The 25,687-nt window shown below is 41.8% G+C and carries 28 protein-coding genes; 17 read left to right on the top strand and 11 right to left on the bottom strand.

What is annotated here, in order from left to right; genetic code table 11:
• Positions 1 to 16 precede the first annotated feature (16 nt).
• Positions 17 to 643 (bottom strand): spore protease YyaC, encoded by a 627-nt coding sequence (gene yyaC / locus ABG082_RS19105; protein ID WP_060781612.1) that lies wholly within the window; start codon positions 641 to 643, stop codon positions 17 to 19.
• Between the two features lie 72 nt (positions 644 to 715).
• Between yyaC and ABG082_RS19100 the strand changes: the two genes are divergently transcribed.
• Positions 716 to 1,771, top strand: a complete 1,056-nt coding sequence (locus ABG082_RS19100) for a hypothetical protein (RefSeq protein ID WP_079919768.1) — start codon at positions 716 to 718, stop codon at positions 1,769 to 1,771.
• A gap of 25 nt (positions 1,772 to 1,796) precedes the next feature.
• Here ABG082_RS19100 and ABG082_RS19095 read toward each other — a convergent pair whose 3' ends face one another.
• Together ABG082_RS19095 and ABG082_RS19090 are read right to left on the bottom strand one after the other, a co-directional pair.
• The gene (locus ABG082_RS19095) at positions 1,797 to 2,207 is read right to left on the bottom strand and encodes a hypothetical protein (RefSeq protein WP_035390143.1); all 411 of its coding nucleotides are present in this window, start codon (positions 2,205 to 2,207) and stop codon (positions 1,797 to 1,799) included.
• 15 nt (positions 2,208 to 2,222) lie between these two features.
• Positions 2,223 to 3,542: a hydrolase gene (locus ABG082_RS19090; protein WP_348936415.1), complete on the bottom strand. Its 1,320-nt coding sequence runs from the start codon at positions 3,540 to 3,542 to the stop codon at positions 2,223 to 2,225.
• A gap of 294 nt (positions 3,543 to 3,836) precedes the next feature.
• Between ABG082_RS19090 and ABG082_RS19085 the strand changes: the two genes are divergently transcribed.
• From ABG082_RS19085 to wrbA, 10 genes are all read left to right on the top strand, one after another.
• Entirely contained in the window at positions 3,837 to 4,043 is a 207-nt protein-coding gene (locus ABG082_RS19085) for a DUF951 domain-containing protein (RefSeq protein ID WP_008347561.1), read from the top strand.
• 215 nt (positions 4,044 to 4,258) lie between these two features.
• The gene (ychF, locus tag ABG082_RS19080) at positions 4,259 to 5,359 is read left to right on the top strand and encodes a redox-regulated ATPase YchF (protein ID WP_007497458.1); all 1,101 of its coding nucleotides are present in this window, start codon (positions 4,259 to 4,261) and stop codon (positions 5,357 to 5,359) included.
• A 108-nt stretch (positions 5,360 to 5,467) separates the two neighbouring features.
• Positions 5,468 to 5,755 carry a 30S ribosomal protein S6 gene (gene rpsF / locus ABG082_RS19075; protein WP_008347557.1) on the top strand — a complete coding sequence of 96 codons (288 nt, stop codon included), beginning with the start codon at positions 5,468 to 5,470 and terminating at the stop codon, positions 5,753 to 5,755.
• A 36-nt stretch (positions 5,756 to 5,791) separates the two neighbouring features.
• Positions 5,792 to 6,334, top strand: coding sequence for a single-stranded DNA-binding protein SsbA (gene ssbA / locus ABG082_RS19070; RefSeq protein WP_007497456.1), 543 nt, complete (start codon positions 5,792 to 5,794; stop codon positions 6,332 to 6,334).
• Positions 6,335 to 6,375: 41 nt separating this feature from the next.
• Positions 6,376 to 6,615, top strand: coding sequence for a 30S ribosomal protein S18 (gene rpsR / locus ABG082_RS19065; protein WP_008347556.1), 240 nt, complete (start codon positions 6,376 to 6,378; stop codon positions 6,613 to 6,615).
• A gap of 199 nt (positions 6,616 to 6,814) precedes the next feature.
• The gene (locus tag ABG082_RS19060; RefSeq protein WP_348936414.1) at positions 6,815 to 7,780 is read left to right on the top strand and encodes an ABC transporter ATP-binding protein; all 966 of its coding nucleotides are present in this window, start codon (positions 6,815 to 6,817) and stop codon (positions 7,778 to 7,780) included.
• Positions 7,773 to 9,290, top strand: a complete 1,518-nt coding sequence (locus ABG082_RS19055) for an ABC transporter permease/substrate-binding protein (protein WP_046344916.1) — start codon at positions 7,773 to 7,775, stop codon at positions 9,288 to 9,290. The genes ABG082_RS19060 and ABG082_RS19055 overlap by 8 nt, the downstream gene beginning before the upstream one ends.
• 211 nt (positions 9,291 to 9,501) lie before the next feature.
• Positions 9,502 to 10,452 (top strand): ring-cleaving dioxygenase, encoded by a 951-nt coding sequence (locus tag ABG082_RS19050; protein ID WP_017359878.1) that lies wholly within the window; start codon positions 9,502 to 9,504, stop codon positions 10,450 to 10,452.
• Positions 10,449 to 11,060, top strand: a complete 612-nt coding sequence (locus ABG082_RS19045; protein ID WP_024718443.1) for an alpha/beta hydrolase — start codon at positions 10,449 to 10,451, stop codon at positions 11,058 to 11,060. The genes ABG082_RS19050 and ABG082_RS19045 overlap by 4 nt, the downstream gene beginning before the upstream one ends.
• 59 nt (positions 11,061 to 11,119) lie before the next feature.
• Positions 11,120 to 11,743, top strand: a complete 624-nt coding sequence (gene wrbA, locus ABG082_RS19040; protein ID WP_045034926.1) for an NAD(P)H:quinone oxidoreductase — start codon at positions 11,120 to 11,122, stop codon at positions 11,741 to 11,743.
• A gap of 48 nt (positions 11,744 to 11,791) precedes the next feature.
• On the opposite strand, the gene katX is transcribed toward wrbA, so the two are convergent.
• On the bottom strand, positions 11,792 to 13,381 hold the full coding sequence (gene katX, locus ABG082_RS19035; protein ID WP_148779917.1) for a catalase KatX: 1,590 nt from the start codon (positions 13,379 to 13,381) through the stop codon (positions 11,792 to 11,794).
• 106 nt (positions 13,382 to 13,487) lie between these two features.
• Here katX and ABG082_RS19030 point away from each other — a divergent pair, with 106 nt between their 5' ends.
• From ABG082_RS19030 to ABG082_RS19020, 3 genes are all read left to right on the top strand, one after another.
• Complete coding sequence (locus ABG082_RS19030; protein ID WP_148779916.1) at positions 13,488 to 14,147, top strand: hypothetical protein; 660 nt, start codon at positions 13,488 to 13,490, stop codon at positions 14,145 to 14,147.
• 149 nt (positions 14,148 to 14,296) lie between these two features.
• A complete protein-coding gene (locus tag ABG082_RS19025) occupies positions 14,297 to 14,791 on the top strand; it encodes an RNA polymerase sigma factor (RefSeq protein WP_007497431.1) in 495 nt (164 codons plus the stop codon).
• Entirely contained in the window at positions 14,792 to 15,649 is an 858-nt protein-coding gene (locus tag ABG082_RS19020) for a DUF3298 and DUF4163 domain-containing protein (RefSeq protein ID WP_052320957.1), read from the top strand. It begins immediately after the preceding gene.
• A gap of 44 nt (positions 15,650 to 15,693) precedes the next feature.
• Here ABG082_RS19020 and ABG082_RS19015 read toward each other — a convergent pair whose 3' ends face one another.
• Positions 15,694 to 16,623 (bottom strand): manganese-dependent inorganic pyrophosphatase, encoded by a 930-nt coding sequence (locus ABG082_RS19015; RefSeq protein ID WP_008347534.1) that lies wholly within the window; start codon positions 16,621 to 16,623, stop codon positions 15,694 to 15,696.
• Positions 16,624 to 16,926: 303 nt separating this feature from the next.
• Here ABG082_RS19015 and ABG082_RS19010 point away from each other — a divergent pair, with 303 nt between their 5' ends.
• From ABG082_RS19010 to rplI, 3 genes are read left to right on the top strand one after another with little or no spacing between them, the layout of a single operon-like run.
• Positions 16,927 to 17,874, top strand: coding sequence for a YybS family protein (locus ABG082_RS19010; protein ID WP_348936413.1), 948 nt, complete (start codon positions 16,927 to 16,929; stop codon positions 17,872 to 17,874).
• Positions 17,875 to 17,894: 20 nt separating this feature from the next.
• Positions 17,895 to 19,874, top strand: a complete 1,980-nt coding sequence (locus ABG082_RS19005) for a DHH family phosphoesterase (protein ID WP_017359884.1) — start codon at positions 17,895 to 17,897, stop codon at positions 19,872 to 19,874.
• A complete protein-coding gene (gene rplI / locus ABG082_RS19000) occupies positions 19,871 to 20,320 on the top strand; it encodes a 50S ribosomal protein L9 (RefSeq protein WP_008359128.1) in 450 nt (149 codons plus the stop codon). Before ABG082_RS19005 ends, rplI begins: the two co-directional genes overlap by 4 nt.
• Positions 20,321 to 20,360: 40 nt before the next feature.
• Here the strand turns inward: rplI and ABG082_RS18995 are convergent, their stop codons facing one another.
• From ABG082_RS18995 to ABG082_RS18970, 6 genes are all read right to left on the bottom strand, one after another.
• Positions 20,361 to 21,575: an MFS transporter gene (locus ABG082_RS18995; RefSeq protein ID WP_348936412.1), complete on the bottom strand. Its 1,215-nt coding sequence runs from the start codon at positions 21,573 to 21,575 to the stop codon at positions 20,361 to 20,363.
• A gap of 22 nt (positions 21,576 to 21,597) precedes the next feature.
• Positions 21,598 to 21,741, bottom strand: coding sequence for a YycC family protein (locus ABG082_RS18990; protein WP_008347524.1), 144 nt, complete (start codon positions 21,739 to 21,741; stop codon positions 21,598 to 21,600).
• An 18-nt stretch (positions 21,742 to 21,759) separates the two neighbouring features.
• On the bottom strand, positions 21,760 to 22,548 hold the full coding sequence (locus ABG082_RS18985; RefSeq protein WP_017368452.1) for an alpha/beta hydrolase-fold protein: 789 nt from the start codon (positions 22,546 to 22,548) through the stop codon (positions 21,760 to 21,762).
• Between the two features lie 89 nt (positions 22,549 to 22,637).
• Complete coding sequence (locus ABG082_RS18980) at positions 22,638 to 23,603, bottom strand: iron-hydroxamate ABC transporter substrate-binding protein (protein WP_073415019.1); 966 nt, start codon at positions 23,601 to 23,603, stop codon at positions 22,638 to 22,640.
• Between the two features lie 98 nt (positions 23,604 to 23,701).
• On the bottom strand, positions 23,702 to 25,327 hold the full coding sequence (locus ABG082_RS18975) for a helix-turn-helix domain-containing protein (RefSeq protein ID WP_282833237.1): 1,626 nt from the start codon (positions 25,325 to 25,327) through the stop codon (positions 23,702 to 23,704).
• Positions 25,328 to 25,448: 121 nt separating this feature from the next.
• Positions 25,449 to 25,676, bottom strand: a complete 228-nt coding sequence (locus ABG082_RS18970; RefSeq protein ID WP_024718451.1) for an MbtH family protein — start codon at positions 25,674 to 25,676, stop codon at positions 25,449 to 25,451.
• Between the last annotated feature and the right edge of the window lie 11 nt (positions 25,677 to 25,687).

Below are 25,687 nucleotides of genomic sequence, written 5' to 3'. Positions count from 1 at the left end.
TATGAGATGGTCTTTTTTATATTCTTCCCGTGATATTTTGAATAGGGGTGAAGAGAGAACGGCTTTTTTCTCTCGTCCAATCCATTTGATCAATGTGGGATAGACTTTCAGACAGTGTATTGGCCATAGACATCACAAGATGAAGACGTGTGTTTTGGAGAACGAAGTATTCCATAAAACCGCTCACGTTGACGATTCCATTAATATGAATATTGCCTACTTCTGGAAGCTCTTTTTGCACACCTGCACCGGGCTTTAACGGTCCTTCTCCAATTTGAAACGATCCTACACTTTTCACTCTACCTAAACAGGCATCAACGGCTACGATAAATGGGTGTTTATGAGCTTGTTCAATTTCAGCGAGCTTTTCCTTTAAATTGACCGCATGCACTGGGTCAGAGAGAGTGCCGTATACATGCATCTTTTTTAAATCAAGGCTTGAAAGCTTTGTTCCTACAAGTGGACCTAGAGAGTCACCGGTTGAGCGGTCTGTTCCTATGCAGACGATGGCAACGGGTCTTTTTCCTGCTTTCTGAAGATGCGAGAATAAAATACTTTTAAGCTGCTGAATGGCATTTGTATCCGTATGGGACACGTATTCTTTCACCCTATTTCTTAAAAAAAGACCGTTCTTGCTATTCATAGGTCTCACTTCCTTGTCATAGTAGTTAGTAACAGTATACGGAAACAAGCTTAATTCTATACCTATGAGGTGATGATTGTGTGGAAGGCTGGTTCAAGGTGGACGCTTTTAATTTTAGGAAGCTTGATAGGAGCGGGATATGCCTCCGGTCAAGAAATTTGGCAGTTTTTTGGCCTTGATAGCGGACTAGCCATTCTACTGTTTACGCTCATGTTTATGCTGTCGACCTATGTGGTGTTAAAAATCAGTTATGAGGTGCGTGCTGATCATTTTGTGCCGGTGTTAGAGCGTCTTGTAGGTCCTTGGCTGGCCAAGGTGTATGATATTTTAATTGTTCTTTATCTATTCACGACAACAACAGTCATGATTGCCGGTGGCGGGGTGACACTTGAGATGTATCATGTGCCATTTTGGGTTGGAATCGGTGCATTTTGTTTATTCTCATTTATGATTTTTTTCTGGGATGTGAAAGGACTCTTATCTGTGAATGCCTTCATTATACCAATTTTGGTGGCGGGGCTCATCTATGCGTTTGTTTTTTATTATATGAATCATGATCATATGTGGAGAATTGATTTTGGCCAGCAATACAATTGGCCTGCTAGTATCGTCTTTGCTTCTTTGAATATATTATCTGTTGTGGCGGTGCTATCTTCAGTGGGGAAAGAAATGAAGGGGCTTGGAGAGGCCAAGGTTGCAAGTATATTAAGCGGTTTGATTTTTGGAGTCATTTCTTATGTGTATAACGAAATACTAGTTGATATTTCTGGGAGTCTTTCAGCAGAAGGGATTCCTTTGTTTACAGTATTAGAGGGGGCACCAACATCATTGTTTGTGTTTATGACCATTGTTCTTTGTTTAGCGATTTATACAACAACCGCTGCGGGATTATTTGGTTTATCCAGCCGCATGCTCTCTTTTGTACGAATGCCCCGCTGGTTCATTGTATTCATCATGCTTCTTTTGATGGCACCTTTAACCTCTCTTGGATTTGCTGATTTGATTGCTTTCTTGTATCCGATTTACAGCTTGCTCAATCTTTATTTGCTTGTCTGTTTAATGCTGTATCCGATTTTAAGTAAAAAGATATTTTTCCGTTCTAAAAATTATACTGATAAAATAAAATAAACACCTCTCTTTTAAAGAGAAGTGCTTATTTTATCCGAATGGAATCAATCGCTTCCTTGATATCGTCATATACAGGCATGTGCTGGAGACGCTGCATGCGTTCCTCTATTTCTGAGATGGCTTGTCCCTTTAAATGCTGGGATACGTGCTGTTTGACAATGGTTGTCTGGTTTATCATGTCTTCGGTTTTGGACAATTGGTACTCCAAGTGCATGCGTGTGTTTGCCAATTCATCGTGAAGCCGCATTTTCAGCAATCGCTTTAAATCTTTTCGTTGTCCTTCTCTGCGCATGGCCTGAATAGCGGCAATTTCTTCAGGTGATTGCGATTGTGTTTGTGGTGCAGATTGACTTTCGAATACAGACATGGAGCGGCGGGCACTCACATTTTGCAAGAAACGCTGGGCGTCACTAGGAGGTTTATTTTGATTGATCATATGGCGACTCCTTTCTTAACGAATACCCATTTGCATCGCAAGGCGTCTATCTGCCTTGGCATAGTCATCACCCATTGTGTACATATGTCTTGAAAGGGTGGAAAGTTCTTGTTCGTAGTCTCTCAAGGTGTACAAGGCATTCAGTTGTTTTTCATGAGAATAAAAGGATGATTGCGGCTGCTCCATCCGTACTTCCTCTAACAGTGCTTCTACATCGCTATGGGTTAATAAATCATAGTGACCGAAGCCGACAAGTCCTTTCAGTTCTTGTTTTACATGATGGACGGCATCTTTGACACTATCATCAATTCCATCTATTTTCTCAAATACAGTGTGTACTTCATGTTCAATAATACTTTGTAGATCATAAGATGAATTTTTTAGTAAATGGGATTTTATGATAATTTCAAGCCCGTTTTGTGCATATGCACGGCCTGAATGGATGTCTTGTAAAAGCATCGCTGTAAAACTTGTATTGTGATCAAGCTGTTCATCTAAAATACGAGCGGTTCCATTAGAATGGAATGAATACCCATTTACTTTAAATTCTCCTGAAACGAGAGCTAAAAATGCATTTGTATCAAATGATTCGTTCCACTCTATATTCATTGATGCAAAAGCTGATCTTAAAAAGGTGTCAATTTCTCTTGGTTTATATTTTATGGATTCTTGGACCGATCCCTGCTCCCGGGGCGGTACGGTGTACTTGACTTGTCCAACTCCATGATCATGGCGATTGAGTAAACCTACATAATGATTGGGTTGAATATATTCTGCGAGAACATGGGTATATTTTCCTTCTACTGCTTTTTGCTGAATGGAAGGTGCAAGGCTGCTCCATATATTTGGGCTATCGAATGTGATGGCTTTTTTGACAGCTGGCTGTTCTGTCGCTATGTAAGCACAAACAGCACCGGCAAGCGCTTGTCCAGTGAGATAGATGGCTGCATTTGGGTGCTTCTGACAGATGTCCTCGATGTATTCCTTCCCTTTAAAAAAGACATGATCTTGCTTTCCGGCTAAGGATTTTCTTTCAATGGGGTAGGCATAATCCGTTTTTAACAAGGATTGGGTAGCCGTTTGAACATCTTGTGCCGATGTCACCGTCATTTGTTTTGGCAGAGGACAGTGAAACGCGACAATGAACTCATCTGACTGTTCCTGCTGCATCGTTAAACCATATAATTGATGATCTATTTTTAGAAAATCGTTGACAGTGAGCGTATGCTGACCTACTTCTATCGTATGGTTCTGCTGGTAATTCTCTGCGTTTCCAGCGTGATCGGATATGATTTTATAATCTTTGTCGGTTAATCTATCCTTTCGATTGACCATCGTACCTGCTCCCTCACATAACATTTATGCAGATATCATAAATCAAAAAATATGGAAAAACCACAGCGTTCTACCAATAAAAACCTTTTGACCTACAGTGTTTGTGACAATATTGAAAAAAAGCGGAGTTTAAGTAACTATTGGTCACAAATAAAATGATCTAAAAGAAGGGTTTTTTCTATAAAAAAGAACGGGATTGATACATGACAGCGGCTCTTTATTTTGTGCATTGCTCTCTATCGTCGTTTTTTTGTACAATAGATTTAATGAAGTGAGCAAGAGAGGTGAATGCTGATGGCAGACAAAGCATTTGGGTTACATGACGTCGTTGAAATGAAAAAGCCCCATCCATGTGGTGCCAATCGGTGGAAAGTCATTCGTTTGGGCATGGATATTCGTATTAAATGCGAAGGGTGCGGGCACAGCGTGATGATCCCAAGAAGAGATTTTGAACGAAAAATGAAGAAAATTCTCGTCAAGCATGAGGAGCCAACTGCTTAAGTAGGCCTCATGCTTTTTTGATGAAATTTGTCTTTTGTTCAGAGAAACAGATGCAATTTCTCATTTTAAAGCTCCGATTTAGTCTTTTTGGTAATGTTTCTTCTATTGAAAATGCATGATGGTTAGCTTGTCTTTTCATGTAAACCTACTTATAATTGCTCTAGGTTCATATTACGCAGTATAACGAGCACGTTTCATATAGAGGAGATGAAAGAATGGCTTTAACAGCTGGTATTGTTGGCTTACCTAACGTCGGGAAGTCAACGCTATTTAATGCAATTACACAGGCTGGAGCGGAGTCTGCTAACTATCCGTTCTGTACCATTGATCCAAACGTCGGAATTGTAGAAGTTCCAGACGAGCGTTTGCAAAAACTGACAGAATTAGTGCAGCCAAAAAAGACAGTTCCGACTGCTTTCGAATTCACTGATATTGCTGGTATTGTGAAAGGTGCATCTAAAGGAGAAGGTTTAGGGAATAAATTCCTTTCTCACATTCGTCAAGTAGATGCAATCTGTCACGTGGTGAGAGCATTTGCTGATGATAACATTACACATGTGTCAGGTAAGGTTGACCCAGTGTCAGATATTGAAACGATTAATTTAGAATTGATTTTGGCTGATCTAGAAACGGTTGAAAAGCGTTTAACTCGTGTGAGTAAGCTTGCGAAACAAAAAGATAAGGAAGCGGTAGCTGAATTTGATATTTTGGAAAAGCTGAAGGACGCATTTGAAGCTGGAAAATCTGCAAGATCGGTTGAATTTACAGATGAGCAGCAGAAGCTTGTGAAGCAACTTCATTTACTCACGTCAAAACCTATTCTGTATGTAGCAAATGTGAGTGAGGACGAAGTAGCAGATCAGGACGGAAACGAATATGTACAGCAAATTCGTGAGTTTGCATCTGGCGAAAACGCTGAAGTCATCGTCGTTTGTGCGAAGATTGAGTCTGAAATTGCAGAGCTTGAAGGAGAAGAGAAGCAAATGTTCCTTGAAGAGCTTGGCATTAAAGAATCAGGTCTAGATCAGTTGATTAAAGCGTCTTATTCACTTCTAGGTTTAGCTACGTATTTCACAGCAGGTGAGCAAGAAGTACGTGCTTGGACATTTAAAAAAGGAATGAAGGCGCCGGAATGTGCTGGAATCATTCATACGGACTTCGAGCGTGGATTTATTCGTGCTGAAACGGTTGCTTATGAAGATTTACTAGCTGGCGGAAGTATGTCTGCTGCAAAAGAAGCAGGAAAAGTTCGTTTAGAAGGTAAAGAATATATAGTGAAAGATGGAGACGTCATTCATTTCCGTTTTAACGTATAGGTTCTTGTCATAGGCAAAGTAATTTGTTATAATATACAATTGTGAGTAATATAATTTATTGCTCCTTGCCCGTATAGGGCCGCTTAGACCAAAAGGAGGTGCAATCAGATGAGAAAGTACGAAGTTATGTACATCATCCGCCCAACAGTTGACGATGAGGCTAAAAAAGCAGTTATCGACCGTTTTAATAACGTGTTAACTTCTAACGGTGCGGAGATCACTGGAACAAAGGATTGGGGTAAACGTCGTCTTGCATACGAAATCAACGATTTCCGTGAAGGCTTCTACCAAATCGTAAACGTTCAATCTGACGCTGCAGCAGTTCAAGAATTTGACCGCTTAGCTAAGATCAGTGACGATATCATTCGCCACATTGTTGTTAAAGAAGAAGAATAAATCATTGAAATATATATTTAAAGGTGGTCTTTCAATATGCTAAACCGTGTTGTATTGGTCGGAAGACTAACAAAAGACCCTGAGCTTCGCTACACGCCTAATGGTGCGGCTGTAGCCACGTTTACTCTAGCTGTGAATCGTACGTTTACGAATCAATCTGGAGAGCGTGAAGCCGATTTCATTAACTGTGTTACTTGGAGAAGACAAGCCGAGAACGTGGCTAATTTCTTGAAAAAAGGAAGTCTTGCCGGTGTAGACGGTCGCTTGCAGACAAGAAACTATGAAAACCAGCAAGGACAGCGTGTCTTCGTGACAGAAGTTCAAGCTGAAAGTGTTCAATTTCTTGAGCCTAAAAGCGGCGGTGCTGGTTCAGGTGGATACAGCGGCGGTGGCAATAGCGGAGGCCAGTATTATGGCGGTAGCCAAAATGATCAGAATCCATTTGGAAATGAACCAAGTCAAAATCCATATGGCAATCAAAACAACCAAAATCGTAATCAGGGAAATAGCTTCAATGATGACCCATTTGCGAATGATGGTAAACCGATTGACATCTCCGATGATGATTTGCCATTCTAATTGATCTGAAAAAAATGACCAAAGGAAAGGTGTGAAAACAAATGGCAGGTGGACGCAGAGGCGGTCGTGCGAAACGTCGTAAAGTATGTTTCTTTACTTCTAACGGAATCACGCACATCGATTACAAAGATGTTGATCTTCTTAGAAAGTTTGTTTCTGAGCGTGGTAAAATTTTACCTCGTCGTGTAACAGGAACTAGCGCTAAGTATCAACGTAAATTGACATTAGCGATTAAAAAATCACGTCAAATGGCATTACTTCCATACGTTACTGGTGAGTAAGTCGTTGACTTAAAAGCGAAGGGCCTTGAGCTCTTCGCTTTTTTTATTTGTCTCACTTTTATGAGAAAGCCGTTTCTGGCAGTCTAACTAGGGGAAGTATGTAAAAAGAGAGTCAACGTGACAGTTTGTTCTATACAAATACTAGGTTAATCTGTCATATTGGTATTTTAAAATATACTTGCAGTCAGGGCGTGGGAAGATGATTGAATTTAAGAATGTATCGATGCAGTTTTCTGATGACCGCTATGCCGTTCAATCTGTTGATTTGGAGATTCAGAAAGGTGAATTTTTTGTATTGATTGGACCTAGTGGAAGCGGGAAAACGACGACTTTGAAAATGATCAATCGTCTCATCTCTTCTACAGAAGGTGAGATTTACATAAAGGGTCGAACCATCAGCGATTATGATATTTATGAGCTGCGCTGGGATATTGGTTATGTGCTTCAGCAAATTGCGCTGTTCCCTCATATGACCATAGAAGAGAATATTGCTATAGTGCCAGAGCTGAAACAATGGAAGCGGACTGAGACGAATCAGCGTGTTGACGAGTTGATGTTCATGGTGGGGCTTGAGCCTACTACCTATCGACATCGAAAGCCAGCAGAGCTTTCAGGAGGACAGCAGCAGCGAGTCGGCGTAGCACGGGCACTTGCTGCTGATCCTGAGATTGTCCTGATGGATGAACCTTTTAGTGCGTTAGATCCACTGACGAGAGAGAAATTACAAGATGATCTGCTTGAGTTACAGCGCCGTATTCAAAAGACCATCGTTTTTGTGACACATGATATGCAGGAAGCCATGAAGCTTGGAGATCGGATATGTGTGATGAATGAAGGAAAAGTGGTGCAGGTTGGACGCCCAGAGGAATTGATTCAGCATCCAGTGAATCCATTTGTGCGGGAGTTTGTTTCAGGAGCTGCCCGTCATGTAGACCATCAAGCATTTGAGCTGACAACTATTTCTCAGCCCATGCCTCAAGATGATCTGTTAGGCGATGAGGCGATCTCCATCCATGCGACGCTGGAAGAGGTTCTATCTAGACTGGCAGAGCATGAAGAACTTGTTGTTGAGAATGATGGGAAACGAATCGGACTCATCACTCGTCAAGCGGTGATCCAGTATTTAGCCGGTACTTCTGCTGAGAGGGGCGAGACACATGAATGAATGGATCAGTGTGCTATGGGCTCGAAAAGATCAGCTCGGACACGCCTTACTTGAGCATATTCAAATTTCCTTCATTGCGTTATTTCTAGCGATTTTGATTGCCATTCCTTTAGGGATTTATTTAACGAGAGTCCCTAAGATAGCAGAGTGGATCATTGGGGTGACGGCTGTCTTGCAGACAATTCCGTCTTTGGCGCTGCTTGGACTTCTGATTCCTCTCGTTGGGATTGGTCAAGTGCCCGCAATTATCGCTCTTGTCGTCTATGCTCTTCTTCCTATTTTAAGAAACACATATACAGGCATTCGTGAGGTCGATCCGTCGCTCCGAGAAGCGGCGCTCGCTATGGGGATGAATCACCGCAAACGCTTATTAAAAGTAGAACTCCCTCTTGCTATGCCTGTGATCATGGCAGGTATCCGAACAGGGATGGTTCTTATTGTAGGGACAGCCACTCTTGCAGCTCTTATTGGGGCAGGTGGATTAGGGAGTCTGATTCTGCTTGGAATTGATCGGAATGATATGTCGTTGATCATCATTGGTGCTATTCCAGCTGCATTACTTGCGCTCTTATTTGATGTGGTTTTGCGGACACTTGAGAAAATCTCCTTTAAAAAAACCGTGATCTCTGTGACGGTCTTTGCTGTAATAGCAGGAGCAGTTGTCGCTGCCCCATTGCTGTTTCAACAAGAAAAGAAAGAGATCACCATTGGAGGGAAGCTGGGGTCAGAGCCTGAAATTTTGATCTCCATGTATAAGCTTTTAATTGAGCAGGATACAGATATCCAAGTCAATCTTAAGCCTGGTCTTGGTAAGACGTCCTTTGTTTTTCAAGCACTGCGGTCTGGTGATATTGACATCTATCCTGAATTTACAGGGACAGCGATTTCTGAATTTCTGAAAGAAACAGCGAAAAGCACGGATAAGGAAAAAGTGTATGAGCAAGCGCGCCAAGGTTTGGCGTCATCCTTTCAGCTTCAGCTTCTTCAGCCGATGGCTTATAACAATACATATGCTTTAGCCGTGCCTCAATCACTAGCGGATCAATATGATTTATCAAAGATTTCAGATCTGGGTCAAATCAAGAATCGTATACGTGCTGGCTTTACTTTAGAGTTTTCTGATCGTCAGGATGGATATTTAGGCATTCAAAAAGCTTATCAGTTTTCTTTTGACGATGTGGTCACGATGGAACCGAAACTTCGATATCGAGCCATTCAAAAAGGGAATATTCAGTTGGTCGATGCGTATTCGACAGACAGTGAATTGAGACAATACAAGTTGAAGGTGCTTGATGATGACAAGCATGTTTTCCCGCCCTATCAAGGAGCGCCCTTGCTAAGACAGGAGACATTAAAAGAGTATCCTGAGATTGAGGCCTCTCTCAACAAGCTCGCTGGTCAAATCACAGATGATGAGATGAGAGAAATGAATTACGAAGTCAATGTGAAGGGGAAAGATGCATTTCAAGTAGCCGAAGCCTATTTAAAAAAGAAAAAATTGCTTCAATAATCAAGGGGAAGCAGGTCTGCTATATACAAAGCGGCCTGCTTTTGAAAAGAAAAAAACAAAAATCATTGACATCTATTTCAAAAAAGAATATCCTTAATTCGAGATAAATATATTTTTTGATCATATATCTCGAATTCGAGATAATATAAAAGCGTCAGTCAAGACATAATGAGTAGGGACATGTTACGTCATGAAGAGGAGGTCATTAGAAGTGAAGAAAACAGAAGGAATTCACCATATCACAGCAATTGTTGGTCATCCTCAGGAGAACGTTGATTTTTATGCAGGTGTTTTAGGTCTGCGTCTCGTGAAAAAGACCGTCAATTTTGATGATCCAGGCACATATCATTTATATTTTGGAAATGAAGGAGGTTCTCCAGGTACCATAATTACGTTTTTTCCTTGGCCAGGTGCACAAAAGGGACAAATTGGAGCAGGTCAAGTAGGTGTGACAACATATGTCGTACCGACCGGTGCTTTCTCTTTTTGGAAGGAACGCCTTGAGCAGTTTGACGTTTCTTATGAAATGATTGAACGCTTTGGTGAGGCCTTTCTCTCATTTGAAGATCCGCACGGTTTATTGATAGAACTTGTAGAACGTGAAGAAGGAAAACAGAATGACTGGACATTTAATGGAGTGACACCAGAAGTAGCGATTAAAGGGTTTGGCGGAGCTGTTTTATTAACTTCACAGCCTGAGCAAACGATGCAGTTGCTAGAGCAAACGATGGGACTTGAAAAAGTCGGCACGGAAGGAGATTATGTGAGATTCCGTTCGTTTGGAGAAATCGGCAATGTCATTGATGTGAACAAGACACCTGTTGCACGAGGACGTATGGGCGTGGGTGTTGTACATCATATTGCGTGGAGAGCAACAGATGATCAGGATCAATTAGATTGGCAAAGACATGTTGCGCAAAGCGGATATCAAGTGACGCCTGTGCAAGATCGAAATTATTTCAATGCCATTTATTTTAGAGAGCTTGGCGGCATATTATTTGAGATTGCGACCGATCCTCCAGGGTTTGCACACGATGAATCTGTGGAAACGATGGGTGAAGCGTTGAAACTGCCGCCGCAATATGAGGCGCAGCGTAGTCAAATTGAACAAATCGTGCTGCCGATTGAGGTAAGAGAAATCAAAGGGAAAGGAGATTCATGATGAAGCATCTTTTTCAAAAAGGAAAGAATGAACAAAAACCTGTCCTTCTCATGCTGCATGGAACTGGCGGGACAGAGCAAGACTTATTGCCGCTTGCAGAAGTGGTAGACCCTGAAGCATCTGTTCTTAGTGTGAGAGGAAATGTATCAGAAAACGGCATGCCGCGTTTTTTCAGGCGTTTGGCAGAGGGTGTTTTTGATGAGCAAGATTTAATTGAGCGTACAGAGGAATTATATACATTTATCGGGGAAGCAGCAGATAAGTATGGATTTGATCGTCACAATGTTGTAGCCATCGGCTATTCAAACGGGGCGAATATTGCTGGAAGTCTGTTATTCCATTACGGAGATGCGCTGAAAGGAGCGATCCTGCATCATCCAATGGTCCCAAGACGAGGGGTTTCATTACCTTCATTAGCGGGGAAACAAGTCTTTATAGCAGCTGGTGAAAATGATCCAATGTGCCGTCCTGAGGAATCTCAGGAACTGGAGCAACTGCTTCAGGAGGCGGGAGCATCCGTAACGCTTCATTGGGAAAATCGTGGACATCAGCTAACAAGAGAAGAAGTCGATGCTGCGGCATTGTGGTATCGTCGTCAATTTAAATAAGGTGGGGAATACAGGTGGGATTTTTACAAAAGCTTTTTGGGCAAACCAAACAAAAGGAGATGGAACAAGTGGAAAACGTAAAACTAGCGATTATTTATTATAGTTCAACAGGTACAAACTATCAGATGGCGAAATGGGCGGAGGCTGGAGCGAAAGAAGCTGGTGCTGAAGTCAAAATTTTAAAGGTTCCTGAATTGGCACCAGAAGCAGTTGTTGCATCAAATCCAGCATGGAAAGCACATTTAGATGAAACAAAAGATGTCCCTGAGGTTCAGTTAAGTGACTTAGAGTGGGCGGATGCCATTATTTTCAGCATGCCGACACGTTTCGGTAACTTACCGGCTCAAATGAAACAATTCTTAGACACAACAGGCGGTTTATGGTTCCAAGGGAAACTAGCAAACAAAGCAGTGAGTGCGATGACATCTGCACAAAACCCAAATGGCGGACAGGAGCAGACGGTTCTGAGCCTGTATACAACGATGTTCCACTGGGGAGCCATTATTGCCGCTCCTGGCTACACGGATGATTCCCTATACGGCGCAGGGGGTAACCCTTATGGTGTGAGTGTGACTGTTGACCAAAATGGAAAGATCCAAGAGGATGCAGAAGCAGCCGCAAAACATCAGGCGAAACGTACAGTGAATGTAGCAGAATGGATCAAAAAAGGTCAAAACGCTTAATAGATGTATACAAAAAGAATGCAGCCACTCCGCTGCATTCTTTTTTCATTAATAAGGATCTGAAGGGGTGCTGTTGTTGATCGCATCGTTGACAGCCTGTGCCGCGCCTGTTGATCCAATTGGTCCGCTTGGCTCCTCTTGTTTGAAGGCTTTTAAGCCATCGGCCACACGTTTTCCATAGTCAGGATCAGCTTTTGTAAAGTTTTCGATCATTTGGTCTTGGATGTCTTTTTGGCAGGTAGCTAAGGTGTTGACTAAGTTTTTAATCAGTTCCTCACGTTCCCAATCATTGAAGCGGCGATAGGTTTCTCCCGCTTGTCCGAAATTGTTCGGGCGGTCAATGGCTTCTCGTTTGACTTCACCCTCTACAAAAGGCGTATGATCCTTTCCATCTTGCTGCGCTTCTTTTAATCCCCCTAGAATGGACGGTTCATAATTCACATGGGGGTTTTGTCCTTTTCCTTGATCCACATGATATTCCATTTGCCCATCTCGCTGATTGGTGGCAACATGCTTTTTCGGTGCATTGATCGGCAGCTGTAAATAATTTGGCCCGACTCGATATCGCTGCGTATCAGAGTATGAGAAGGTACGTCCTTGCAGCAATTTATCATCTGAGAAATCTAATCCGTCTACAAGAACCCCCGTCCCAAAGGCAACCTGTTCCACTTCTGCAAAATAATTTTCTGGATTTTTGTTTAGCACCATTCGTCCGATCGGTTTCCATGGATAGTCATCCTTGTACCAGAGCTTTGTCGGATCGAGTGGATCAAAGTCTAGATGGGGGTGGGTGTCATCTTCCATGATTTGAGCGTATACTTCCCATTCAGGATGATCCCCTTGTTCAATGGCTTCATATAAATCCTGTGTGGCATGATTAAAGTTTTCCCCTTGAATGGCTTGGGCTTGTTCTTGTGTCAGGTTGCGAATCCCTTGCTTCGGTTCAAAGTGATATTTGACCAGTACTGCTTTTCCTTCATGATTCACCCATTTATAGGCATGGACGCCAGAGCCTTGCATGTGCCGGTATGTGGCGGGAATGCCCCATGGTGAGAAGAGAAATGTCACCATATGTGTTGCTTCAGGTGATTGTGAAACGAAATCAAAAATGCGCTCGCCATCCTGACGATTGGTGACAGGATCAGGCTTAAAGGCATGAACCAAATCAGGGAATTTCAAAGCATCTCGAATAAAGAAAATTTTGAGGTTGTTCCCAACGAGATCCCAGTTGCCGTCTTCTGTATAAAATTTGATCGCAAATCCCCGCGGATCGCGTAAAGTTTCTGGTGAATGTCCGCCGTGAATAACAGAAGAGAATCGAACGAAGACAGGGGTCTTTTTTCCTTTCTCCTGAAATAATTTGGCTCTTGTATAAGTGGAAATGGGTTCGTCACCGAATGTACCGTAGGCTTCAAAGTATCCGTGTGCGCCGGCACCTCGTGCGTGAACGACACGTTCAGGGATGCGTTCACGATCAAAATGACTGATTTTCTCTAGGAAATCGTAGTTTTCAAGTGTAGTCGGTCCTCGATTCCCAACGGTTCTTATGTTTTGATTATCTGTTACCGGGTGACCTTGTCGATTCGTCAAGGTTTCTTCTGACTCTGAAGATGATGTAGGCTGTTGATCTTCTTTCAAGGTAGAATCCCTCCTTCAATATCTCCCTAACAATATGGTCATGTTGCTCCCTATTTCATACAAGGATTGATATAATGAGTGAAAACTTTTATGAGGAGCGGACCTAATGATTCGATTACACTGCCTTCACGCACATCCATCTAATATTTCTTACATTGACGACGCTTTCTATGACACAGGATTTGATCTGCATCACATCGTCGATTCAACCTTTATGGAACGAGCCAAACAAGATCCCGCATTTGATCTTGAGCAGCAGCAAACCTATGCCATCAACAGACTCATGCAAGAAGGAGAGGCTGATCTTGTTTTATTAACGTGTACACAATACATTGCGGCTTTGGGGGAGCAGCAGCACCTGTTCAAACAACCAATTGTTCCGATAGATGAGCCGTTATTTGAGCAGATTTGTGAGCGAGAGGGTCCGCTTCAGCTGGTGTTTTCAAACCCAGATACAGTAGAAGGAACGATGAAGCGACTGTCTTCATATGTAAAAGAGCGGGGAAAGCAGTTGAAGGCAGAAGTGGTTGTGCTAGAGGATGTCTTTCATCTTTGCTTGAACGGTGATATACAAGCCTACCATGAGCGAATCATGGAACAGTTAAGGCAATCTGTGAAGCAGCAGCATGGAGATATTTGTGTGATGCAGCTCTCGATGGTTCACGCTGCAAAGCAGGTGGAGCAGGAAACAGGAGTGTCCATCATTCATCCGCTATCACCACTCAAACCATTTGTTTATCAAAAAATAACGGCTTTAAAAGAGTGAACCCGTCAGGTTCGCTCTTTTTGTATAGAAACGTAAATGGGATGACATGTTAAAAAAATAATGGAGCGCAAACTATTTTTAACAGGTGTGCGTCTATCCAATGTAAGAAATAACAGATGCGCATTTAAGATAAAGGAGCTCTTTGTAAAATGAAGAAACGAAAGATTGATGATCAATTTGCGGATTACGTAATGGAGCATAAACACAGTTTTTATCGATTGTCCTATAGCTATGTCAAAAACCCAGAAGATGCGATGGATGTCGTTCAAGAGGCGATTCATAAAGCACTCAAATCTGTTCACCGATTAGAGGATGCGACCAAGATGCATAGCTGGTTTTATAAAATCGTCGTAAACGCTGCCCTCGACTTTTTACGAAAGAAGAAGCGTGTGCAAGTGACAGACGATGACACGCTGGAATTTTTATCACAGGGTGAATCGGATGTCTATGAGGATCAAGATGTCAGACGGGCGATAGAAGATTTGCCGGAGATGTATCGGGTCATCATTATATTAAGATTCTTTGAGGATTTAAAGCTAGAGGACATTGCTCATATTCTTGGAGAAAATGAAAACACCATTAAAACAAGATTATATAAGGCGTTGCGGCTTTTAAAAGTAGAATTATCGCAGGAGGAAATATAAATGGATAAGCATTTGGAACAGTTAAAAGAGGAATATTTAGAAATCCCTATTCCCCCGGAATACGATGCTATGGTTGAACGGACATTAAAACGAAAAAACAAGAAACCTCATTTTCAGAAATGGACGATCGGACTTGTTGCTGCGGCTGCTTTATTTGTCACCACTGTAAATGTCAGTCCGCAGGCAGCAAGAGCGATTTCAGAAGTACCCGTCATTGGAGAGCTTGTGAAAGTCGTGACGTTCACAGAATTTAAAAAGAGCGATCAGGGAACAAATATTGATCTCAAAACACCACACGTTTCAGGGCTTGGGGACGGAAAATTACAAGACAGCCTGAATCAAAAATATTTAGCTGAAAACAAAAAGCTGTATCAAGATTTTGAAAAGGAAACAAAGGGTTATAAAAATGGTCATTTGAGTGTAGAGAGCGGATATGAAGTAAGAACAAATAATGATCAAATTCTTTCACTAGGTCGATACAAGGTGACGACTCAGGCTTCTGCGGCAGAGGAAATGACATATGATACGGTGGATAAGAAAAACCATGTACTCATTACATTACCAAGTCTGTTTAAAGATGACCGTTATATTGATGTGATTAGTGAAAATATTAAAGAACAAATGAAGAAACAGATGAAAGAGGATTCAAATAAGATTTACTGGATGACGAAGCAAGATACGGTTGACCCGTTTAAGAAGATTCAGCCAGATCAAAGCTTCTATATCAATTCAAAAGGCAAACTGGTGATTTCCTTCAACGAATATGATGTGGCGCCTGGTTACATGGGTGTAGTTGAATTCACGATTCCAACAAGCGTGCTAAAGGATATTCTCGTCAGCGATATGTACATTCATTAAAAGAAGAAAAAAGACTGCTGAAGATGTCAGCAGTCTTTTTGAGTTTATGAAGAAAGTGCGTCTGTTAGTGCAGGCACGACTTGTTTCTTTCTTGATACGACACCTTTGAGTAAAGCAGTGTTGTTTTCAAGTGTGACATTAAATGCTTTTTCTACTTTTGCTGCTTCAGCACCAAGTGCAAGTGCAAGAGAGTCATTTTCTAGAATGTCTGTGATCACTAAAACAAATAGATCAAGACCTTTCGCTGCGATGACTTCATTGATTTTTGCTTCGATGTCAGCTTGTCTTGCTGTTACTTCAGCGATATCAACTGTATTAACTTGTGCAATTTCGACTTTGCTGTTACCTAGTGCAAATTCTTTTGCATCCAGTGTGATTAATTCTTGAACTGTTTTTTGGCTTAGGTCAGCTCCTGCTTTCAGCATATCTAAACCATATACTTCAGGGTCTACTCCTGCGATTTTTGCCAGCTCATGGGCAGCATCAACATCCTGCTGTGTGCATGTTGGGGATTTGAATAGCAAGGAATCAGAAATGATCGCAGACAAAAGCAAACCAGCGATTTCTTTTTCAATTGTGACTTGGTGCTCTTTGTACATTTTGTTTAAGATCGTTGCTGTGCAGCCAACTGGCTCAGCACGATAGTAAAGAGGTTCACTTGTTTCAAAGTTGGCAATACGGTGATGGTCAATGACCTCTGTCACTTGTACTTGATCAATATCGCTTACACTTTGTTGGAATTCGTTATGATCGACAAGAATGACTTGTTTTGTTTCGTTTGCAGCCGTTTCAATGAAACGAGGTGCTTCTTGTTTAAAGAAATCTAATGCGTATTGTGTTTCTCCATTGATTTCTCCAAGTCTGACAGCTTCTGCTTGAACGCCAATTTTGTTTTTCAGATCAGCGTAAGCGATAGCAGAGCAAATCGTGTCTGTGTCAGGGTTTTTGTGTCCGAATACGAGTGTTTTTCCCATGTGAATTCTCCTTCTTACTTTTATTGATGATGTTTCTATTCTAACAGCTTTTGACCTTGAATTCAGGGTTTATAGCTAAGAATAATCTAAAAAATTGTAACATGCTGTCTGAAAAGTTGCATGTACAAGACGATCTAAGTTGTTCCACGTGAAACGCTCTTGAGATAGCCTGCATTTTACTTGCGATTTGCGGCTATGGTAAAATAAAGGTTGGGGCAAGATATGACGGAGCGTACATCGTACGTATACATAGAAGTACACATTGAGCAAGATATAGAAAAATGATTGGATTGAGGTGAAGGTGTGAAACAAACAAAAGCGTTAGTAGAAGGCGCTATCATGATCAGTATTTTTGCGGTAATGACGCTGTTTTATTTGTATGTGCCACTTTTATCCATTATTTTCTTCATGGCTGCTCCGATTCCGATCATTCTCTATACAATCAGGCATGGCTTGAAAAAAGGAATTGCGGCTGGCGCTATTGGCATAGTGATCAGCTTTTTAATTGGGTCTATTAATGGGCTGTTAAGTGCGCCAATGTTGATTGCTGTTGGAATAGGTATGGGTGTTTTCTACAGCAGGAGGCAGCCAGGTCAGGCTATCATTATGGGTGCGCTGATCTACTTATTCAGTTTTCTGATTTACTTTGTTGTCAGTGTCCAGCTGTTTCAAGTAGATATACTGGGTGTCGCAAAGGAATCAATTGACCAAATCATGCCGATGGTAGAGAGTACCTTAAAACAATCAGGCGATTCTGACAAGGAAATAGCAAAAAAACTCAAACAGTTTAGAGAGATGAAGGAAACGGCATTAAATTCTTTACCTGTAACGCTTTTGATTTTTGTCACGCTGATGTCTTTCGTCAATCATTGGTTTGTTCGGCCGTTGATCAAACGGTTTGTTCCAGACATGCCAGCTCTGAAGAAATTTAAGGATATGCGCCTGCCAAAAAGCATGGTATGGTATTATTTACTCACACTGCTTTTGATGCTGATTCAGCCGGAGAAAGGCAGCTTTTTATCGCTCGTGCAAACGAGTGCTTTTCAAATTTTATTTATACTGGTGCTTATTCAGGGCTTTTCTTTTATCTTCTATTATTGCCACGAAAAAAACATCTCAAAAGTGGTACCCATTTTTGCCGTCGTATTGACGATTCTCTTTCCGCCAATCGGTGTGATTGTGCGTATTATAGGGATTGCTGACATAGGCTTTGATTTAAGAGAAAAAGTAAAAACAAATAATTCACTCTGAATGTTGAGGAGTTGATATCAGTGCCAAGCTTCTATCGAAAACCTGTCATCAAGTATCCGATCTTCGCGTTAATTGTCCTTGCGGTGATCACAGTCCTCCTCAACCTTTATTTTAATTGGATCATAGGAGCGGTTGGTCTTTTAGTCCTTGCAGGTGTGCTCTACTTTTTAAAGTGGGCAGATACGCAGGTGCAAAAAGAGATTGATTCATATATTTCAACATTATCCTATCGAGTCAAAAAGGTTGGAGAAGAAGCATTAATGGAGATGCCAATTGGTATTATGCTGTTTAATGACCAGTATTATATCGAATGGACCAATCCATTTCTCGCTTCGTGCTTCCATGAAAGCACACTTGTCGGCAGATCCTTGTATGATACATTTGAATCCATTGTGCCTCTTATTAAACAAGAGGTTGAGACAGAAAATGTGACGCTGAATGACCGGAAATTCAAAGTCATTATTAAACGGTCAGAGCGCCTTTTATATTTCTTTGATGTCACGGAACAAGTGCAGATTGAAAGACAGTATGAAAATGAACGAACGGTGTTATCTTATATCTTTTTAGACAATTATGATGATGTCACACAAGGTCTCGATGATCAGGTGCGCAGCGCGATTAATAGTGAAGTCACATCGCTGTTAAACAATTGGGCACAAGAATATGGCATTTTCCTAAAAAGAATTTCATCTGAACGATTTATGGCGGTATTAAACGAGAGCATCTTAGCAGAGCTTGAAGCGTCGAAGTTCTCTATTTTAGACGAGGTTCGTGAGAAAACAGGGGCACATAGCGCCACGCTTACCCTTAGTATTGGAATCGGTGCGTCTGTTCCTTCTTTAAAAGAACTTGGCGCACTTGCGCAGTCGAGTCTTGACCTTGCCCTTGGACGAGGCGGGGATCAGGTAGCGATTAAACAGCCGAATGGGAAAGTGAAATTCTACGGTGGAAAAACCAATCCAATGGAAAAACGGACACGAGTACGCGCACGGGTCATTTCACATGCTTTAAAAGAAATTGTATCTGAAAGCGGTAATGTCATGATCATGGGGCATAAGTTCCCCGACATGGACTCTATCGGTGCCTCGATCGGGATTTTAAAGGTTGCTCAGGCGAATGGAAAAGAAGGTTACATCGTCATTGATGCCAACCAGATCGGGGACAGCGTTCAACGCTTAATTAGTGAAATTAAGAATTATGAAGAACTTTGGTCCCGTTTTATCACGCCTGAGGAAGCGATGGAGCTTGCAAAGGATGACACATTGCTTGTGGTCGTAGATACACATAAACCGTCCCTTGTGATGGAAGAACGACTGCTAAATAAGATCGAAAACGTCGTTGTCATTGACCACCATAGACGTGGTGAGGAATTTATCCGTGATCCTTTACTTGTCTATATGGAGCCGTATGCTTCATCTACAGCAGAACTTGTGACAGAGCTGTTAGAGTATCAGCCGAAGAAATTGCGAATTAACATGATTGAAGCCACAGCACTTCTTGCTGGGATCATCGTGGATACGAAGAGTTTCTCCCTCAGAACGGGGTCAAGAACGTTCGATGCAGCATCCTACCTTCGTGCAAAAGGGGCAGATCCTGTCCTTGTGCAAAAGTTTTTGAAAGAAACAGTCGATCATTACATCAAACGGGCAAAGCTCATTCAGCATACAGAGCTGTATCAAAATCAGGTAGCGATTGCTTCCTTGCCGTCTGACAGATCTGAGTATTATGATCAAATTACGATTGCACAGACGGCTGATTCTCTCTTGTCGATGAGTGAGGTTGAAGCATCATTTGCTGTCGCAAGGCGAGATGACGATACGGTCTGTATTAGTGCAAGATCGTTAGGGGATATCAACGTTCAAATCATTATGGAAGCATTAGATGGCGGCGGTCATTTGACTAACGCTGCGACCCAGATTTATGGTATAACCATTGAAGAAGCGGTAGAGAAGTTAAAAGCTGCCATAGATGAATATTTCGAAGGAGGGGTTCAAAGATGAAAGTCATCTTTCTAAAAGACGTAAAAGGCAAAGGGAAAAAAGGCGAAGTCAAAAATGTAGCAGACGGATACGCTCACAACTTTCTCATCAAACAAGGGTTAGCTGTTGAAGCAACTCCAACGAACCTAAGTGCATTGGAAGGGCAGAAAAACAAAGAGAAAAAGAATGCCATCCAAGAGCTTGAGCAAGCGAAACAATTAAAAGAAACACTTGAGGCGCTGACAGTGGAACTCACTGCTAAATCAGGTGAAGGCGGTCGTCTATTTGGATCGATTACAAGCAAACAAATCGCTGATAAATTGCAAAAAGATCATCAAATCAAACTCGATAAGCGTAAAATCGAGTTGAATGATGCCATCCGTGCGTTAGGATACACAAATGTACCGGTGAAGCTTCACCCAGAAGTACAAGCAACATTAAAAGTGCACGTCACAGAACAAGCATAAACAGAAAAGAACCCGTCTCCTCGTGAGGCGGGTTCTTTGTTTATGATGGATCTGAAATATAGACGCTTCGTCCAGCACGCATACCGGATATAAACATGAAAAATAGGACGATGATAAAGATGATAATGGCTGGCGTCCATGTATGTGTCACATCAAAAAGGATACCGATCATGAATGGACCAACAGCGGCTAATAAATAACCGAGTGACTGCGCCATTCCAGAGAGGGCAGCTGCTTGTTCCATATTGGTTGTTCTTAATCCAATAAATGTGAGGGCAAGACTGATACTGGCCCCTTGTCCGACGCCGATTAATAGCACAGAGATGACAAGAATAGGCGTCGACCCTCCGAGAAGGAGACCAATCATGCCGAGTAAATACACAAGGACAAGGCCGACGACAAGCGGTCTTTGCGTTTTTAATTTTTCTGCAAAAACGGGCGTTAAGAAGGTCGATGGCAGACCAGTGAACTGCATAATGGACAGCATCCATCCTGCCGTTGCCAGGTTCATGCCATGTGATGTCAAAATATCAGGAAACCATGCGATACTGCTGTAGAAAAGGAATGATTGCAAGCCCATAAAAAAGGTCACCTGCCATGCGACACGTGAACGCCATATTGGCTGCTCTTTGAGTGAAATGCTTTTGACAGCCGCTGTGTTCTGATGAAGAAGCTGCGGCGCCCACACCATCATCGCAAGAAGGGCAAGTCCGGCCCAGACAAGGAATGATGTATTCCAGCCGCCAGGCATCGCATGACTGAGCGGAACGCTGACACCAGATGCAAGTGCAGCAAAAACGGACATCGATGTCGTATACACGCTTGTCATTAATCCAGCATGTGCAGGGAATTTATGTTTCACAAGTCCAGGTAAAAGCACATTACAAATCGCAATCCCGACGCCGACTAGCGCCGTTCCCATCATTAAAAAGGTGATGCTACCAAATGAACGAATGACAATCCCAAAGAGCAGGACAGCAAGCCCAAGCCAAAGTGTTCGTTCATTCCCAAGACGTTTTCCGATTTTAGGTGCAATGGGAGATAGCAATGCGAATGAGAGCAGTGGTAATGTCGTGAGGAAACCAGCAAGTCCATTTGAAAGCTGTAAATCAGAACGAATGGCACCGATCACAGGACCAACAGACGTAATGGCTGGCCTCAGGTTAAAGGCAATGAGTAAAATCCCAGTAATCAGCAAAATGGTTTGCCCTGTACTGCGAGGATGAAATGTTGATTTTTCTAGTTGTTGTTCCATGAATGTAAACTCCTTTATTTCTTTAAGAACGATCTTTCTTCTGTTCAAGCTCCGCTAATTTAGCTAATAAGATGTGCTGCGGCATATGCATGATTTGCTCTAACGGTACATTGAGTGATGCAGCAAGCTTTTGTGCGGTATCGGCTGAGATTTGTAAAGGTCTCATGCGCAAATCCCTCCTCTTTCAATCTATACGTTCCAATATACCATATCGACTTTGTGACTTGCTGATAAAAAATTTGGGTTTTCTTTTATAAAACCACTTGATGGCCGATAAGAAATTTTTTTGAAATTGTTTCAGATGGTGGCCCTCTCCTTGTTCAATGTGAAAGTGAAGCTTTCGTTCCTGCATCCCTTTCTGTAATAAAAGATCATGGAGTTGTTTGTTGAATAAAGGCATGTGCTGTTGGGCAGATGTTTTGCCTTTCCCTTCTTCACTGCCTACAGACAAATAGACAAGGTGGTCCACAGACTGAATGCTTTGTTGTTTAGCAAACGGTAGAAAATCTTGATACCAAAATGAACCGGAGAGGGACGCGATGTTTTTAAAAAGGTCAGGGTACATGAATAAGGTATAAATAGCAAAGAGTCCACCTAATGAAGCACCTACGTGGCTATGTTCATGACCGGTCTGTTTAACTGGGTATTCTCTTTTGATATATGGAAGCAAATCATTTGCTAAAAATGACACATATGTCTGTGCCTCACCTTTAAAGTCAGGGAATCCAGAATGCAGTGATGATGCTTTCCATGGTGTATATTCGTCAAGTCGATTGAAGGGGTGTATACCGACGATGATGATTGGCGAGATGGTTTTGGCTTCAATCATGCTTTCGATCTCTAGCAGGTGGGTTCTAAACAAAGAAGAGCCATCTTGTACAAAGACAGCTGGAACATCAATAGAGGTGTCCGGTGGAAGGTAAATATCAAGCTGCCGCCCGTTCAATTCGTCATATAGAAACGTTCCGTTCATGTGTATTCTCTCCTTCAAGTTTTCAAGCTCCGCTGAAAAGAAGAACAAAGGGCTAAAATGTTTAGCCCTTTGTCAAGATGCGCATCTTTTTAGTTGGTTTGATCTAGCCATTTGACAGCCTGATCAAGGAAGGTGGTTTTGCTTAGTGCTGTTCCTCCCTGAAGCATAGGATCAACGACATTTTCATTGATGTGTCCATTTTTCACAGCTTTTAGGCTGTTCCAAATTTTATTTCCCTCTAAGTCCTTCAATGCATTTGGATTCGATGAGTTTTCCTCTTGGGAGAATTGAACAAAGATATAATCAGGATTGAGTTCACCTAGGCGTTCCAATGAAATCATTGCTTGTGCTTTGGCTTTTTTGATATCACTTGGTGCTGTAAATCCTAAGTCCCCATATAAAGTAGAGTTGAAGTATACGTCTTCAGGGTACACGTACAGGTCGCCCTGTCTAATGCGTAAAATGACAGCTGTTTTGTTGTTGCTTTTGTCTTTCAGGGTTTCTTTCGCTTGTTTGAGATCTTTCTGATAATCAGAAATGATGCTTTTCGCTTCTTCACTTTTTCCAGTCAGTTCACCGAGTAATAAAAGGTTGCTTTCCCAGTCGGAAGAGACATGTGATACTGGGATCGTCGTTTGAACTTTATCTAGTTTTTTAATTGTTGCAGGCGGGAACTTGGTTGATCCGAGTATCACGTCTGGTTTTAGTTTTAAGATTTTTTCTAGGTTCGGTTCTGTTTTTTCCCCAATGCCTTCTGTTTTTGCTGTAATGTCTTTAAATAATTCAGGGAAAGTGCCGCCGACAGTAGAAGCACCAATAGGCTCGATACCAAGTAGTTTTGCATCTTCCATCGATTCTAGGCTTCCAGCAATGACGACTCTTTTCACTGGTGTTTTGAGTTTGTACGTTTGATCTAAATATTTGATGTTTGTTTCTGCTGCTTCAGCTGACTTGCTTTTGGTTGTGTTTGAAGCCGGTTTATTTTCTGCAGCACCACAGGCTGCTGCGATGATCGTCATGATACAAAGGATAAGCAATGCGAACCATTTTTTCATTTGTTTTCTCCTTTAACTGATAATTGTTCTCAATTAAAGATTGTAGTAGTCATTCGTCCTTTTATCCATAGACAATGATCTGTCTAGTGATGGACTTTTTACGGAAAAAAAGATAAAAGGTCCTGAATGACTCGTTGATGACTGGCTGCTGTGTATTCACGCCAAGGGTCAGAAGCGAGTGGATAGACGGCTTGTTGCGTCACAGCCTTGAGATTTTGCCAAGCCTCCTGCTGCTTTAATTTTTGATAAAAAGCAATGGTTTTTGGTTCTTTATGCAACAAGAGGAAGATGGCATCGGGGTCTAACTGCTGTATAGAGTGAATGCTGATTTTTTTTTCGATGAGTTGGCCATCATTCTGAAAAGCTGGCAGAAGGCCAATGTCATGAAAAATTACTTCTGACATGGTGCGATTGACAGATAAGTAGAGCTGATCTTGAAAGATACGAAGAGGCAGGACGGTTCTTGGTGGATGATCAATAAGGCATGCCTTTTTCGCTTGAATGACGAGTTCTTCGTAATGAAGGAGCCATTCTTCTGCTTCCCTCGTTTCGTTTAAGAACAGAGCTGTTTGTCTGAATTGAGCGCGCCAATCCAATTGTGTGAATGGAACAAAGTGAACAGGACAGATGGTTTTCAACACTTGTTTTTCTTCCTCTGTCACATGATCATTGGCAATGATCAGCTCAGGTTGTGCTTCCTTCAATTGCTGTAAATTGGCTTCAGCGTGTTCGTTGATACGATGTGCACTCAGATGAATCGGAATTTCTTCTGCATAATGCTCAAAATCATGTGCTGTCCATTTAGGGTGAAGAGGGGCAGCATATGGGATGATATGAATGGGTGTGAGCTGACCGAGTATGGAATGGCCATAGGCAGCCATTTTCCGTTGACGGCTTTTCATATAAGCAGAAGGAGTGATACCCGTTTTTTTCTTAAAGATACGGCTAAAGTAATAGGGGTCTTGATAGCCGATGTCCTGTGCAATGTCTTTGAGCTTTGCATGACCTTTTGCCATTAACTGTTTGGCTCTAGCCAGTCTTTTCTTGGTGATATAATCAGTGACACTCACATCAAAATGCTTTTTAAATAGCTCGCTGTAATGATTGGCGCTGATACCAGCCATATGAGATAGACTTGTAAGGCTGAGAGGTTCTTCGGAATGTTGATCGATATATTGTTTTGTTTTAAAAAGGGCGTGTGTTGTGTCACAAATGTCTTCTTTATGCAGTGTGAAAAGCTGCATCATGAGCTGTTGAAAAAGGGTTTGGCTTCTAAAAAAGCTAATGGATTCAGGTTTTTGCCATTCTGCTGTCATGTCGGACAGTAAAGAATGAATGTGTTCAATCGAGCTAATATCGATAAATTGCCATACATTCAGTAAAGAGCGGGCATGTTCAGTTGACACTTCTTCTATGTTTTGACCTTGCGGCGTGTACATCTGAAAGCGAAACAGATAGAGCTCGTGTTTTTGATAAGGCTCTGTTTTCAACATAAATGTTTCCCCAGGCATCATCGTATAGAGTGTCAGATGTTTCAATCGCCATCTTTGATCGTTCAATGTAAGTAAACCGCTGCCGCTTATGCTAAAAAGGAGGCAGAAAGTATCTGACAACTGCTGCTCCGTATGTGGAAGATCTGCATTATTTATTTTTTCAGTATATGTTAATCGATAAATGCATTGTTCAGCATTTACCTTTGTACATAATTGATGATTGTTTCCCATAAAACCACCTGATCTCTTATTAATTGATAAATATTCTCAATTGAATTGTATCAGAAAGAGCTGGAAAATGGTGTGTTTATTCTGTCAAAAAGCACCCTGATGGAGATCAGGGTGCGATGATTTATTCCGTTTTTCCATGTGCTAACGCAGGTTCTTTTGTTAAGCTTAATGGCCGTAAGTCCTGCCAGTGTGTCTGGATATAATCAATGCAGGCATTTCTAGTGTCTTCACCAAAGACCTTTTCCCATCCATCTGGTATTGGTGCAAATGATGGCCAAAGTGAATGTTGTCCTTGTTCATTGACAAGCACAAGAAATACACCGTCTTCACGATCAAAGGGATTTGTCATTTGTCATCTCT

This window comes from Bacillus sp. BS1807G30 (assembly GCF_040047675.1).
Taxonomy (GTDB): Bacteria; Bacillota; Bacilli; order Bacillales; family Bacillaceae; genus Bacillus; species Bacillus altitudinis.
This window is presented reverse-complemented; position numbering and strand designations above follow the sequence as displayed.

Excerpts from the sequence above, each read along its gene's own strand:
- yyaC (WP_060781612.1), bottom strand. The coding sequence starts at position 643 with ATGAATAGCAAGAACGGTCTTTTTTTAAGAAATAGGGTGAAAGAATAC.
- ABG082_RS19100 (WP_079919768.1), top strand. The coding sequence starts at position 716 with ATGATTGTGTGGAAGGCTGGTTCAAGGTGGACGCTTTTAATTTTAGGA.
- ABG082_RS19095 (WP_035390143.1), bottom strand. The coding sequence starts at position 2,207 with ATGATCAATCAAAATAAACCTCCTAGTGACGCCCAGCGTTTCTTGCAA.
- ABG082_RS19090 (WP_348936415.1), bottom strand. The coding sequence starts at position 3,542 with ATGGTCAATCGAAAGGATAGATTAACCGACAAAGATTATAAAATCATA.
- ABG082_RS19085 (WP_008347561.1), top strand. The coding sequence starts at position 3,837 with ATGGCAGACAAAGCATTTGGGTTACATGACGTCGTTGAAATGAAAAAG.
- ychF (WP_007497458.1), top strand. The coding sequence starts at position 4,259 with ATGGCTTTAACAGCTGGTATTGTTGGCTTACCTAACGTCGGGAAGTCA.
- rpsF (WP_008347557.1), top strand. The coding sequence starts at position 5,468 with ATGAGAAAGTACGAAGTTATGTACATCATCCGCCCAACAGTTGACGAT.
- ssbA (WP_007497456.1), top strand. The coding sequence starts at position 5,792 with ATGCTAAACCGTGTTGTATTGGTCGGAAGACTAACAAAAGACCCTGAG.
- rpsR (WP_008347556.1), top strand. The coding sequence starts at position 6,376 with ATGGCAGGTGGACGCAGAGGCGGTCGTGCGAAACGTCGTAAAGTATGT.
- ABG082_RS19060 (WP_348936414.1), top strand. The coding sequence starts at position 6,815 with ATGATTGAATTTAAGAATGTATCGATGCAGTTTTCTGATGACCGCTAT.
- ABG082_RS19055 (WP_046344916.1), top strand. The coding sequence starts at position 7,773 with ATGAATGAATGGATCAGTGTGCTATGGGCTCGAAAAGATCAGCTCGGA.
- ABG082_RS19045 (WP_024718443.1), top strand. The coding sequence starts at position 10,449 with ATGATGAAGCATCTTTTTCAAAAAGGAAAGAATGAACAAAAACCTGTC.
- wrbA (WP_045034926.1), top strand. The coding sequence starts at position 11,120 with ATGGAACAAGTGGAAAACGTAAAACTAGCGATTATTTATTATAGTTCA.
- ABG082_RS19030 (WP_148779916.1), top strand. The coding sequence starts at position 13,488 with ATGATTCGATTACACTGCCTTCACGCACATCCATCTAATATTTCTTAC.
- ABG082_RS19025 (WP_007497431.1), top strand. The coding sequence starts at position 14,297 with ATGAAGAAACGAAAGATTGATGATCAATTTGCGGATTACGTAATGGAG.
- ABG082_RS19020 (WP_052320957.1), top strand. The coding sequence starts at position 14,792 with ATGGATAAGCATTTGGAACAGTTAAAAGAGGAATATTTAGAAATCCCT.
- ABG082_RS19015 (WP_008347534.1), bottom strand. The coding sequence starts at position 16,623 with ATGGGAAAAACACTCGTATTCGGACACAAAAACCCTGACACAGACACG.
- rplI (WP_008359128.1), top strand. The coding sequence starts at position 19,871 with ATGAAAGTCATCTTTCTAAAAGACGTAAAAGGCAAAGGGAAAAAAGGC.
- ABG082_RS18995 (WP_348936412.1), bottom strand. The coding sequence starts at position 21,575 with ATGGAACAACAACTAGAAAAATCAACATTTCATCCTCGCAGTACAGGG.
- ABG082_RS18990 (WP_008347524.1), bottom strand. The coding sequence starts at position 21,741 with ATGAGACCTTTACAAATCTCAGCCGATACCGCACAAAAGCTTGCTGCA.
- ABG082_RS18985 (WP_017368452.1), bottom strand. The coding sequence starts at position 22,548 with ATGAACGGAACGTTTCTATATGACGAATTGAACGGGCGGCAGCTTGAT.
- ABG082_RS18980 (WP_073415019.1), bottom strand. The coding sequence starts at position 23,603 with ATGAAAAAATGGTTCGCATTGCTTATCCTTTGTATCATGACGATCATC.
- ABG082_RS18975 (WP_282833237.1), bottom strand. The coding sequence starts at position 25,327 with ATGGGAAACAATCATCAATTATGTACAAAGGTAAATGCTGAACAATGC.
- ABG082_RS18970 (WP_024718451.1), bottom strand. The coding sequence starts at position 25,676 with ATGACAAATCCCTTTGATCGTGAAGACGGTGTATTTCTTGTGCTTGTC.